8 protein-coding genes are annotated in these 13,503 nt (G+C 47.6%); 3 read left to right on the top strand and 5 right to left on the bottom strand.

All coding sequences use genetic code 11. The features are described from left to right. Positions 1-2,435 (top strand): beta strand repeat-containing protein (locus tag J3369_RS05265; RefSeq protein ID WP_349584612.1); only part of this gene is annotated, 2,435 nt, incomplete at its 5' end. A gap of 45 nt (positions 2,436-2,480) precedes the next feature. On the opposite strand, the gene J3369_RS05260 is transcribed toward J3369_RS05265, so the two are convergent. The 4 genes from J3369_RS05260 to J3369_RS05245 form a co-directional block, all read right to left on the bottom strand. Beyond that, positions 2,481-3,488 (bottom strand): PAS domain-containing protein, encoded by a 1,008-nt coding sequence (locus tag J3369_RS05260; RefSeq protein ID WP_349584610.1) that lies wholly within the window; start codon positions 3,486-3,488, stop codon positions 2,481-2,483. 2 nt (positions 3,489-3,490) lie between these two features. Next, positions 3,491-6,004 carry a chemotaxis protein CheB gene (locus J3369_RS05255; RefSeq protein WP_349584607.1) on the bottom strand — a complete coding sequence of 838 codons (2,514 nt, stop codon included), beginning with the start codon at positions 6,002-6,004 and terminating at the stop codon, positions 3,491-3,493. A 43-nt stretch (positions 6,005-6,047) separates the two neighbouring features. Then, positions 6,048-8,024 carry a sensor domain-containing protein gene (locus J3369_RS05250; RefSeq protein WP_349584605.1) on the bottom strand — a complete coding sequence of 659 codons (1,977 nt, stop codon included), beginning with the start codon at positions 8,022-8,024 and terminating at the stop codon, positions 6,048-6,050. A 156-nt stretch (positions 8,025-8,180) separates the two neighbouring features. After that, the gene (locus J3369_RS05245) at positions 8,181-9,959 is read right to left on the bottom strand and encodes a DUF885 domain-containing protein (protein WP_349584602.1); all 1,779 of its coding nucleotides are present in this window, start codon (positions 9,957-9,959) and stop codon (positions 8,181-8,183) included. A gap of 244 nt (positions 9,960-10,203) precedes the next feature. Between J3369_RS05245 and J3369_RS05240 the strand changes: the two genes are divergently transcribed. Together J3369_RS05240 and J3369_RS05235 are read left to right on the top strand one after the other, a co-directional pair. Beyond that, positions 10,204-11,418 carry a M24 family metallopeptidase gene (locus J3369_RS05240; RefSeq protein ID WP_349584599.1) on the top strand — a complete coding sequence of 405 codons (1,215 nt, stop codon included), beginning with the start codon at positions 10,204-10,206 and terminating at the stop codon, positions 11,416-11,418. A gap of 1 nt (position 11,419) precedes the next feature. Beyond that, entirely contained in the window at positions 11,420-12,022 is a 603-nt protein-coding gene (locus tag J3369_RS05235) for a YigZ family protein (protein ID WP_349584596.1), read from the top strand. A gap of 86 nt (positions 12,023-12,108) precedes the next feature. Here the strand turns inward: J3369_RS05235 and J3369_RS05230 are convergent, their stop codons facing one another. After that, positions 12,109-13,317, bottom strand: coding sequence for an oligosaccharide MFS transporter (locus tag J3369_RS05230; protein ID WP_349584593.1), 1,209 nt, complete (start codon positions 13,315-13,317; stop codon positions 12,109-12,111). Positions 13,318-13,503 lie beyond the last annotated feature (186 nt).

Here is a 13,503-nt window from a genome sequence, read left to right as displayed (position 1 = left end):
ACGGTACCTGGTCTGCCAACGTACCCGTGGCGATTTCAGAAGGCTTGCTGGATGTGAACGTGTCGGTACTGGATGCAGCGGGCAATGTGGCCACGGTGAATACCTCCGGTCTCATCGACCTGACGCTACCAATTCTGAACGTGAATGCCATTAGTGACCTTGCCAGCGACACGCCACTCATCAGCGGTACGTCTGACGAAATCGGTGCCCTGGTAACCATCGATATTACAGACGGTAACGGTGATACCCAAAGCTTCAATGCGACGGTTCTCGGCGACGGTACCTGGGCTGCCAACGTACCTGTGGCGATTTCTGAAGGCTTGCTGGATGTGAACGTGTCGGTACTGGATGCAGCGGGCAATGTGGCCACGGTGAATACCTCCGGTCTCATCGACCTGACGCTGCCAGTGCTGAATATCAATCCGATTACGGACCTGACCAGCAGTACGCCGTTAATTTCCGGTACCTCTGATGAAATCGGCGCTCTTGTCAGTATTGCTGTGACGGATGGTAACGGTGATACCCAGAGCTTCAACGCAACAGTACTGGGCGATGGTACCTGGTCGGCGACTGTGCCAACCGCCATTTCAGAAGGCTTATTAGATGTGAACGTGTCGATGCTGGATGCCGCGGGCAATGTGGCCACGGTGAATACTTCCGGCCTGATTGACCTGACGCTGCCAGTCCTGAATATCAACCCGATTGCGGATCTGACCAGCGACACGCCGTTGATTTCCGGTACCTCTGATGAAATCGGCGGACTGGTAACCATCGACATTACCGACGGTAACGGCGATACCCAGAGCTTCAACGCAACAGTACTGGGCGATGGTACCTGGTCGGCCAACGTACCCATGGCGATTTCAGAAGGCTTACTGGATGTGAACGTGTCGGTACTGGATGCCGCGGGCAATGTGGCCACGGTGAATACCTCCGGCCTGATTGACCTGACACTGCCAGTGCTGAACATCAACCCGATCACCGATCTGGCCAGCGATACACCGCTCATCAGCGGTACGTCTGACGAAATCGGCGGTATCGTAACCATCGACATTACCGACGGTAACGGTGATACGCAAAGCTTCAACGCGACAGTTCTCGGCGACGGTACCTGGTCCGCCAACGTACCCATGGCAATTTCAGAAGGCTTGCTGGATGTGAACGTGTCGGTACTGGATGATGCCGGCAATCTGGCCACGGTGAATACTTCCGGCCTGATTGACCTGACACTGCCAGTGCTGAACATCAACCCGATCACCGATCTGGCCAGCGACACGCCGCTTATCAGCGGTACGTCTGACGAAATCGGCGGTATCGTAACCATCGATATCACGGACGGTAACGGTGATATCCAGAGCTTCAATGCGACGGTTCTCGGCGACGGTACCTGGGCTGCCAACGTACCTGTGGCGATTTCTGAAGGCTTGCTGGATGTGAACGTGTCGGTACTGGATGCAGCGGGCAATGTGGCCACGGTGAATACCTCCGGTCTCATCGACCTGACGCTGCCAGTGCTGAATATCAATCCGATTACGGACCTGACCAGCAGTACGCCGTTAATTTCCGGTACCTCTGATGAAATCGGCGCTCTTGTCAGTATTGCTGTGACGGATGGTAACGGTGATACCCAGAGCTTCAACGCCACAGTTCTCGGTGACGGCACCTGGTCGGCGACTGTGCCAACCGCCATTTCAGAAGGCTTATTAGATGTGAACGTGTCGGTGCTTGACGATGCCGGAAATCTGGCAACTGTCAGCACGTCAGGGTTGATTGACTTAACCCTGCCAATCCTGACCGTTGATGCAATTGGTTTCACAAACGATTTAACACCAACCATCTCAGGTACATCTGATGAAATCGGTACGACGGTGACCATTGAAACTGAAGATGCACTGGGCGCAACCCAGTCGCTGACAACGACGGTAGCCGGTGACGGCACTTACACGCTGGATATCCCCGTTGATGTGGCGGAAGGTATTCTGAATGTAAATGTGTCAGTACTGGATGTGGCCGGAAACCTCAGTCAGGTAGCTCTGAGTGGCGAAGTCGACGTGACCCCGCCGTCACTGGATGTGACCCACGTACCTACAATCACTGAACCGTTTATCTCCGGTACTGCCGACCCTGAACTGGAAGGACTGGCCGTCAATATAGATTTGACGGCAAATATTCTGGGAATTGAACAAACGGTATCAGTAACTGCGACAGTCGCCGAGGACGGCACCTGGACGTATGGTCCATTCCTGGACCTGGGCGTTGGCCCACTGTCTTTGACCGCATCTATTACTGATGCTGCCGGAAACGCAACGTCGGTAAACGAGAGCGGAAGCTTGTCTGTGCTGGAAGGTTTCCTCAGCAGTCCAAGCAGTGAACCTTCTGGTTCTCCGGAATCAGATCCATTAATATCTGTAGGTCCATTAAGTATTGATATTTAAATATAAAGCTTAAGAACACAGGGTGTGCTTCTCTGCACACCCTTTTTATTTATAGAAAAGTTCGAGCAAACACGATAAATCAAGAAACTTATCTTTGAGTTCGTCTGTCACCGGCATTGTCCGGAATGACATTTCAAGACTCTGCTCTCCGGATAACCACTCGAAAGCTTTAGCCCGCTCCTGAAGAGCTGATTCCATCTGAATCAGCGTATCAGTTTCCACGCCCATCATTATCGAACCGTACAGTTCATCAGAAAAAGGATACAGTACGCCACCAGCAATTTCCGGTAGTAAAAACTTTTTCAGAAAGGTTTTAAATTCCGTTATCTGAGTAATGTCACCATGAAGATTCTTCGGCGCAACGCGAATAGTGGCGATACTCAGATTCAAACGTGCAGCATTCTGTGCCAATAGCCGTGTCTGCTCTATAAAAAACTGTTTTCCTGCGAACCCGAACTCATCGGATAACTGATCATTGGCGACCATGCGTTGCAGAGAATCATTCAACGCTTTGTTCTGATTTAACTCAACGTGCAGTTCATCCAATCGTCTGACCATGTGATCATACTTGATTTGCAGGCCCAGCAATTCCTGCTGCTTTTCCATAACCCTGGTCATATCCAGGTGACATCCCAGCAGTCTTACCGGTTCTCCGTCGCTTGAATAAATAGCAATTCCTCTGCATCTCACCCAAATCACAGAGCCATTCTTATGGCGATAGCGCACCATCTGATCATAGGGGATATCCGGATTCTTCAAATGAAGTGCCAGATTGCGCTGAGCCACTGCCAGATCTTCCCGGAAGATTATGTCCTGCCATTCATGCACTTTGTGCTCTTTGAATTCAGGATCATAGCCAAACAGACGCCAGAACTTTGGGCTCATCCATTCATTGTCCGGCGATGTTAAATCCCAGTACCAAAGACCGTCGACAACTTCTTCCTGAAAAAACTCGAACATGAGTTTGTCATTCTGAAGCAAATCGTAGAGCTCAGTTTCCAGGTAGTGTTGCCCCGGTGAAAAAGAAGCCGGTTCTTTAGCATCGTCACGCATTTTTAACGACGGCACTCAATAATAGAAATGATAACGCCTTTCGCGGTACTACCAATTTTGTACTGGCTGACCGTCACTTCCAGTTCCCGGGTGCTGTCTTCCTCAGAGAAGATTTTAGTTACTGACGATTTTTGACCACGATTTACCTGAGATACCAGCTCATCCAGTTCTGTCAGGGGCTTTTTGAATGATAAATCTCTGAAATCCCGGTTGATGTCAAAATCGATGATATTGACATACTGCTTCATAGCCTGCGTAAACCGGCGTATTTTCAAATCGCTGTTCAAAAACAGTACCGCCAGATGCGTTGCAATCATCAAATTTTCTAAATCATTATTGATGTCAGTGAGCTCTGCAATTTTCTGTTGATACTCGCTGTTTACGGTATAAAGCTCTTCGTTCACCGACTGAAGTTCTTCATTGGTAGACTGAAGTTCTTCGTTAGCAGCCATCAACTCTTCGTTACTCGACTGCAATTCTTCACTGGTTGAATCCAGATCTTCCAGTGCTTCGCGGTAAAGCTTCTGGCAATCAATCAGCGCGTTATCCAGCTCTTCTATACGTTTTTCAGTCTGCTCACCCCGCTCATAGGTCACATCAGACACCGGCGCAGGCTTGATACCGCCCTTGAAGAAACTGAGAGCGAGATAGGCATTGTCAGGCCCGTTTTCGTGAAAAGCAAAACACCGCAGGGACCAGCTTTCCTCTGCATCCACTTTAATATCCTGCATCAACACCGAGGAGTTTTCTCTTAACACCTGATGGGCAGCCGAAATCGCTTGCCCGGACAGTTCATCAATCAAAATATCTGACAAATCATAGGTCACCAGGCCCGGTCGTAATTTGGCAGTAAACAGTGAAGTATCGCCATAGCTGTACACCACCCGCAATTTACTGTCGGTGATCAATGTAGGCGGAATATACTCATCCATCACCGCCTGACGGCCAATGGTCGCGGCTTTCCTTTCCTTATCAATACGCTTGTTCGGCATACTCAAATAGTTGGTCACCGATTTGGGACGATAGTGACGGTTCTGGAAAGATGAGGTACTGCTGATTTGAGAGGATGGCACCTTGATGTCTTTAGTTTTCTGATAGATACGGTTACGCTGATCCGTAAAATCAAAGTAGATACTGAAACTCCCCGGCGATTCAGCCGTACCCAAAACCAGATATCCTCTGACTTTTAATGCAAAATGGAAGAACGCCATTACTTTCTGCTGGGCCGCATTTTGCAGATAGATAAGAGTATTCCGGCAACTTACCAGATTCATATTAGAGAACGGCGGATCCTGAATCAGGTTATGAGTCGCAAATACCACCATATTACGGATACGCTTGCTAATCTGATAATTGCTGTCGTTAAGGTGAGTGAAGTGTTTCGTCAAATATTCTGCCGGCACTTCTGAAGAAATACTGCTGGGGTAAGTACCGTTAGCCGCAAAAGCTATAGCAGACTGATCAATGTCGCTGGCAAATACCGTTACATGACGCTCAACCTGCAATTCATCCATCGCTTCAGCAAACAAAATGGCATACGAATATGCCTCTTCGCCGGTTGAGCAGCCAGGGCACCAGATGCGAATAGTTTCGTCTTTAGGTGTTTCCAGCACCAGTGGTTTCACTACATCTTCAAACAGCTTTTCCCACACCTCGCCATCACGGAAAAATTGCGTGACACCGATTAATAAGTCCTGCTTAACCAGCTCCACCTCGCCGGGCGTTGAGTTCAGGTATTCCCAATACTCATGCAAGGTGTGCTTGCTGTTTATACTCATCCGGTGTTCGATGCGGCGCGATACTGTAGACTCTTTGTAAGCACGGAAATCAAGCTCGGTACGATCATTTATCAGAGCCAGAATATCATCGAGAATTTTTGAATTTTTTGATAGGTGCTCACGGAATTTACTCCGTGTTTCACGGGCCAGAGGATGCTGGATAAAACGCTTAATCTGGTCAGGAATGTCGCGGATAGGTAATACGAAGTCTACTGAGCCGGTATTGATTGCATTTAATGGCATACCGTCAAATTTGGCTTCTTCAGGGTCCTGGGCAATCACCATGGCGCCCATCTCTTTCAGAGACAGCACTCCCCTGCTGCCATCAGAACCAGTACCGGAGAGAATAACTCCGATTGCATGATTCTGCGCATCTTCCGCAAGCGTACGGAATAACTCATTAATTGGCAGGTTAATGCGATTATCCGGAGGTAAATCAGAAAGGTATATTTTTCCTTCTGCAATGCGCATCAATTTGCCGGCCGGGATAAGGTAAACAGTATTGGCCAGTAACTCTTCTCCTTCAACTGCCTGATGGACTGCCATTGATGTATTCTTACTCAGCAATTCATCCATCATGGATTTAAAATCTGGTGACAGATGCTGAACGATTACATATGAGGCACCTAAATCAGTTGGCAGCAGACTGAACAACTCCTGCAATGCTTCCAGACCACCGGCAGAAGCGCCAATTCCCACAATATAGTGTGATGCCTTCTGGTTTTCCGAGTTTTCCATGTTCCCGTTCCAATTCCCAATTGTGTTTTTATGATGCGAGTCGCTATTTTAGCAGCATTTTCTCCAGTGTATCCGAATCTACAGGGCGAGAGAAATGAAATCCCTGAAAAAGATGGACGCCCATTTTTCGGCACATCTGATACTGTTCATCCGTTTCAATACCCTCAGCGAGGATTTGCAAGCCCAGACTGTTCCCGATACCAATCATTGCTTTCAGCGTTTTCCTGAACTTCTCGGTATCGAGCATATTTTCGATGAAATACCGGTCGATTTTCAGTTCATTAAAATTGTAATTCATCAGGCGTTTGAATGAACTGTAGCCAGTACCAAAATCATCCATGGAAATGAGAAAACCACGCCGGACCAGTTGTTCAATTTGCTGTTCTACTCTGGCACTGTTCCGCTCCAGCATATTTTCAGTAACTTCAACGCAGACAGCGGTAAACGGGATATGTCTTTGCAAACATAAATTTGTGATGGTTTTAGAAAAGTTTTCTTCTTCCAGTTGAGAAATATCCACATTAAGATTCAGATACAAACTGTTATGTTGTGCACGAAGTCTGGAAAACCCATCCAGTGCCCTTGTTAACGCCTGGTTGAACAATGCCTCATCCATGTTATTTCGCTTTGCAAAGGTGATGACTTCTTCAATGCCCTTAAAAAATTCGAATGGCTTAGTGAAACGGGCCAGTGACTCCACGGAAACAATTTCACCGCTTAGATTGTAAATAGGCTGAAAATGACTAACTAACTCCCCCTTATCCAACACCTGTTTCAGTTCGTTCTTTTGATTCTTCAACCACTTACGCTGTTCCCTTAAATTCACATCGTAAATTTTGAAATGTTCAGTGACAAAAGCCCCTTTCTTTACTTCGTACATGCCCTGATCAGCAGCATCAACTACAGCCTGAACTTTATCTGTGCGGGACGTAAATTCTTCAAACTGTATAGTCGGCGTCCAGGCAATCCCGATACTGCACTGAATGGACAAATCTTTCCCTTCTATTGTCGTTACCCTGTTCAGCGCGTTGGAAATCTTTTTCGCAATGTTACCCACTACTTTCTCTGTCGTGACGCCCGGCATGCAAATCACGAACTCGTCGCCACCAAAACGGGCGGATAAGTCCTGCTCACGCACTACAGCCTGTATTCGTCTCGCAACAACTTCAAGCACTCTGTCGCCGAATTTGTGGCCCAGGGTATCGTTAATGTCTTTAAACTTGTCCAGGTCAACAAATACAAACAGAGAGCGGCTGAATTTAGCTTCCTCGAGTTCTTCCACTTTACGGATAAACGCGCTGCGATTTAACAGTTCAGTCATTGGATCGTGATCTGCCATATACTGGAGTTTGGTTTCGGCGCGAAACTCTTTAGTGATATCGTTCACTGTAATAGTGGCACTGATAAAATTATCACGGTGGTCAAAATAGGCGGCCAGTTGAACTGAAAAAACGAAAATACTGCCAAGAGGACTGACAAATTCCATACGGGTTTTATACAAAGAACGTTTCAGCTCTTTATCCATAATGTGCCCCTGGAACTCACGGGTCACTTTCGGCGGCATATAATCAGTCCAGCCCCTGCCGTAAAGCTCATCCATAGAGGTTTTCATCATGTCTGCGCAGCGTGCATTCACAAAGACAGCGTTCCAGTGGCGATCTACATTGATTACTCCCACGGGTAAATCGTGTGCAATCTTAGTGATGCTTTTGCTGTCAGAGAATACTGAAAGCGCCCACGGACAAGTCGGGTCACCGGTGGATGAAAGTACACAGTGATACCCGATAAGCTTTTCAACTTCTACCAGTTGGGGAGTCTGACTTGCTTTATCGGTATCCAGTTGATGAAGTGCGGAAGGAAGTAAAGAGGTGTAGGCGAACCGTGAAACATTCGGTGTTGCCCGGCACAACTTCTTATCCTGATCGTAATATGCGGTGAACCCGTCATTGAGTTCGACTAACAGCTCACTGACATTTCCTGATGGGTGAAAAACTGGTTCTTTCGTTACTGTATGACTCACCGTTGAAAACCCTGTGAAAAAGTGACATCCACTCATGTGCAACCACTTTCTTACACATCCGTTATATAGCATAGACGCTATATCAAAAAACGGGAAATCAGGGTAAAAAGTTCAGTATTGCGCGGCCTGAACAGCCGCGCAGGAGGAGATTTGTCGCTATTTCTGATAAGGAGACACACCGCCTTCTTCAATAAACCGGTCGATACGTTGTTCAAGCACAGACAAAGGTACTGAACCCAGTTGCAAAACCGTATCGTGGAAATGGCGGATATCGAATTTTTCACCTAATGCAGATTCAGCACGGGCACGGTTTGATTCCATTGCCATTTGTCCGAGGTAATAAGACAATGCCTGACTCGGCCATGCAATATAACGGTCAACTTCAGTGGTAATTTCATGGACCGACAGCGCCGTGTTGTCTTTCATGAACTGCTGCGCCTGTTCACGGCTCCAGCCTTTTGCATGGATACCGGTATCTACCACCAGCCGTGCTGCACGCCACATCTGATAGCTCAGCATGCCGAAAATTTCATAGGGGGTGTGATAAATTCCCATCTCTTCGCCCAGTTTCTCGGTATACAGCGCCCATCCTTCTCCGTAAGCAGAAATGTAGCTTTCGCGGCGGAAGTCCGGGATCCCGTCATTTTCCAGTGACAACGGCATCTGGAAGGCGTGTCCCGGTGCTGACTCATGCAGAGTCAGGGCTGGCAGCGAATAAAGCGGACGTGACGGTAAATCGTAGGTGTTAACCAGATAAACGCCCGGGCCACCGCGACCGGCGGTGTAGAACGGTGCAATATCATCAGGCACCGGAATAATAGCAAAACGGGCACGGGGCAGATGACCGAAGAAGTCAGAGGCCACGGCATCAAACTCTTTGGCAGTCCAGGCCGCTCTGTCGAGCAGCGCCTGAGGCGTATCGACATAGAACTGCGGATCGGTGCGCAGGAAATGAAGGAATGCCGCCAAATCACCGTCAAAATTCACTTCAGCCATGACATCGTGCATGCGGTCACGGATTTTCGCCACTTCATCCAGACCAATCTGATGAATTTCTTCCGGGGTTAAATCCAGTGTGGTGTATTTCTTTGCCTGAGCACGGTAGTAAGCTTTGCCATCAGGTAAATCGTAAGCGGCAATGGAAGGCTGTGCCCCGGGAATGTACTCTTCAACTAAAAAGGACAGCAGCTTTTTATGCGCAGGAATAACCGCTTCGCTGATCGCTTTTTGTGCCTGTGCACGCAAAGCCTGTTGTCGCTGTGCAGGAATTTTTGCAGGGAATTTAGTAAACGGCTGAAAATACACGTTATCTTCACCAGCTGCGTCGACTACCGACTCCACAGAACGTTCACGGCCAGCCAGAGAAATCGCCGGTAAGGTAAACTTCCGCGCAAGACCCATTTTCATGTTGGCAATCTGTTGATCAAAGTACCTTGGCATATCGTTAAGCCAGGCGATGTAATTCACATAATCCTGTTCGCTGTGAAATGTCTCCCGCGCCAGGTATGTCAGGTCGCTCCAGAATGCGGTATCCCCCAGCAGAGGCTTTTCCCAGCTACGGTATTCCTGATCCATAATGAGGTTTTCAATCTGATTACGGTATACCGCATAGTTGGTCTGATTCTCTTCCGACAATGTGGCGGTATCAATGGTATTCAGCTCTCTCAGCACAGATTGCCAGCGGCTCAGGCGCTTTTCCTGTGTGGCCTGACTCACATCCGGCAAAGCAGATGGCGCTGCGTGTGTATCGCTGTTTTCATCCACACTGTAGTAATTCTTACGCCACAGCCATTCCTGCGAGTATAAGGTTTCAAACTTGTCGTCTGCGGTGTCTGTGGCAAGGGTGCCAGAAGCAGCATACACCGCAGCACTTCCCTGAAAGGCCAGAAAGACGGATAAACTGAGGATGCGTACAGAGCGTGTAAAAGTGGTCACAAATATTCTCCCTGTTTTTATTGTTATGTACCTGAAATGGGTTGTATTGAGTTTTAACACGGCGGGACAACGGATTACCAGATTTAGCCGCCGGTTGTGCAAATTGAGCGGACAAACAGCAAATCGGCAGGCGGACTGAATTTACCGCCGGACGAGGAGATCCTTTGCTTATTTATCCGTATGATAGCAACCACAAGAAGCCGGACAGATAACCGGCAGATTAAGCGAATTTACCGGAGGTAACATGACAGGAAACGGCATAGGCGGGAAAACAAAAGAAGAAGCTTTATCCTCGCTTGAGGATATGACAAAAGATAATGTGGCGATTGGCAAAGAAGAGTTTGAAGCCAGGATCCAAAAAGCGCAGGCATTAATGAAAGCGCAAGGTATTGCGGCGCTTTACCTGAATGCCGGCACCAATATGACTTATTTCACCGGCCTTGAATGGTATGCCAGTGAAAGGCTGGTGGGCGCATTGCTGCCAGCAGAAGGTCCGGTCACTTTTATCGCACCGTTTTTCGAAATAGCCTCCCTGTCTGTACGTCAGATCATCGCCGGTGACATTGCCGGCTGGCAGGAACATGAAAGCCCTTACGCCTTATTCGCGCAATTACTGAAGCACGCCGGGGTAAAGCCCGGCGACAACGTGGGTATTGACGAATCAACGGCCTTTTTTATTACCGACGGTTTTCAAAAAGCCATGCCGGAGCTCCAACTGGTTAACGCCAGTCCGGTGACTGCAGGATGCCGCATGCATAAAACGGCACCGGAACTGGCCCTTATCCAGCGGGCCATGGATATGACGCTGGAGGTGCATAAAGCCGCCGCCAGTATTCTTTACGAAGGGATCACCACCACCGAAGTGGAACAGTTCATTCATGAAGCGCACAAGAAAACCGGCGCGCCGGCAGGTTCGTATTTCTGTATCGTACTGTTCGGTAAAGCCACCTCTTTTCCTCATGGCGTGAAAGATCCACAGGTATTGAAACCCGGCGATCTGGTGCTCATCGACACGGGCTGTAAATTAAAAGGTTATCTGTCTGACATAACCCGTACTTACTGCTTTGGAGAGCCTACAGAAAAACAGGCCCGCTTGTGGCAGGCAGAAAAAGAAGCGCAGATTGCCGCATTTAACGCAGCACAACCCGGTACGCCTTGCGGACAAGTTGATGCCGCAGCCAGAGACTGTCTGGCGGGCTGCGGGCTGGGCCCCGACTATCAGTTGCCCGGCCTGCCCCACCGCACCGGTCACGGTATTGGCATGGACATACACGAATGGCCCTATCTGGTGAAAGATAATCCGCAGCCACTGGCGACCGGAATGTGTTTCAGTAACGAGCCGATGATTGTGGTCCCCGGGGAGTTCGGTATCCGCCTTGAAGACCATTTCTACATGACAGATGAAGGCCCGGCATGGTTTACTGAGCCCGCGAACAGTATTGAGAAACCTTTTAACTAAGATGAGTTACTCCATTCCTGCGCAGCGTTACGAAACCCTGCTGGAAATTAAGAAAAGTAAGTTTTATGCCTGTGCCGGCTTCGCCCAAACCCGCGAAGACGCCATGCTGATGCTGGATGAAGTAAAAGCCCGCTATCCGGATGCCAGGCATCATTGCTGGGCTTATCTTTTAGGCCATCCCGACCAGCCACTCAGCGTGGCGATGTCTGATGACGGAGAACCCTCCGGCACAGCCGGGAAGCCTATACTCAATGTATTGCAGCATAAACCGGTGGGTAACATCATGATGATTGTCACCCGCTATTTTGGCGGTATCAAGCTGGGGGCCGGCGGACTGGTCCGCGCCTATTCTGGCGCAGCACAACAGACCATGGAAACCCTGCCGGTTATTACTCAGGTAAAACTGAATACCTTTACCGTGACCACTGATTTTGATCAGGAACAATTTGTCCGCCACTGGACTGGATCGGTAAGAGGTAAAGTCACAGATTGCACTTACTCGCAGGCTGTAAACCTCAGCATTGCCATACCCGACAGCGCCGTGGAGGCTTTGCGTCAGTATGAAGGAAGCCTCGGTTTGACAGTAAAAGCCGTTAAAGCGTGATAGTCTGATAACAACGATGGCATATGTAAGATTTGATGAATTTTATTATGTTAACGGGTCATATAATAAAAATTAGCATTCATATTTTATTTTCGATCTGCCAGAACGTTCCAAGATACAAAAATAGAAAAGACCAATAATAGCCCTGTTAATTTGTATGTTAATGGAAACCCTAGCGATTTGTACATCGTTGCTGCGACTATTGATAACCCGCTAGTAACTATCTGCATCGTCAATTGGAATGCTACTAAATATAATGTAGCCGATAATCTTCGATCGAAATTGGCGCAAATATATTTAAAAATGGAAATTAACATAAGCGGTAACTCCGCTGCATGTAACAATTTAATTGATGCAACAAATAAAGGTTCTATGTAGAAGCCGGATGTTGCAATTCTGATAGCCATAATGGCTCCAGTAAGCAGCAAGCCATTTTTAGGCCCTATTCTGTCGACGATAGCAGGAGCAAGTAACATTCCTCCAACTTCAAGGGAGACTTGCACCGAATTCAGATAACCATACATTTCATTCCCGACCTCTCTGGAAGGAAAAAGGGAAGAAAAATAAATTGGGAATTGCTGGTCATAGACTGTAGCAATACAAGAAACACATGCTACATATAATGCCAACCACCAGAACTTTTTCATTTTTAATAGATTCATAGCATCTTCAACAACAAGCGAATTACTACTCAAGTCACCAGAATCCAGCATCAATGGCATTTTCCACGGCTTTACTAACAATACAGCTATGAGAAACAAAAATGCGGAGATAGATGCCAGACAAAAGTTAAGATCGGGATTGATATTGAATACAGAGCCAGAAAAAAAAGCGGCGGTACACCATCCGAGGGACCCCCAAAGTCGGACTTGCCCAAACTCAAACCCGGCAAATCTTCCATAGCGTTCAATGTAAGATTCAATTGTTCCTACCCCTGCTAAATAGGCAGTACTGAAAAAGAGTGCACCAAGGCAAATTCCAAGGTAAAAATTCGATTGGAGCAGTGGCCCGTAAATAAATATAAAGAAAGGAGCACTTACAACTAATATCCCCCCGATGACAATGAGCAGATTCCGGCGTAAGCCAAGCTTGTCTTGTATAAAGCCGAAAAACGGCATGAAAAACAAAGCCGAGATTGCATTTAAACTAAATACGAATCCTGTTTTTTCGATAGATATACCAACGACTTGATTGAGCCAAATTGGAAAAAGCGCATACGAAAAAGACCATGATAAGAAAAAAAAGAAAAGTGCCAGACTAAGCAGCCAGTAATTTCTTGATACTGAATAAGACACAACGAATTATCCTATATTTTTAGCCAATGGATGATTTCAATTAGTCTAGATGAATCATGCCCGAATTCAGATAATAAGTGCACCACTCATGGTTAACGGGTGATAGATGATCAACTGCCTGTTGGTGGTATTCTAAAGTCGCCAAACAATTAGAGTATTACCATGAGTTACAAGCAGTTGATCGAG

It is taken from the genome of Alteromonas sp. NFXS44 (assembly GCF_040148705.1).
In the GTDB taxonomy this organism is placed as follows: domain Bacteria; phylum Pseudomonadota; class Gammaproteobacteria; order Enterobacterales; family Alteromonadaceae; genus Alteromonas.
This window is presented reverse-complemented; position numbering and strand designations above follow the sequence as displayed.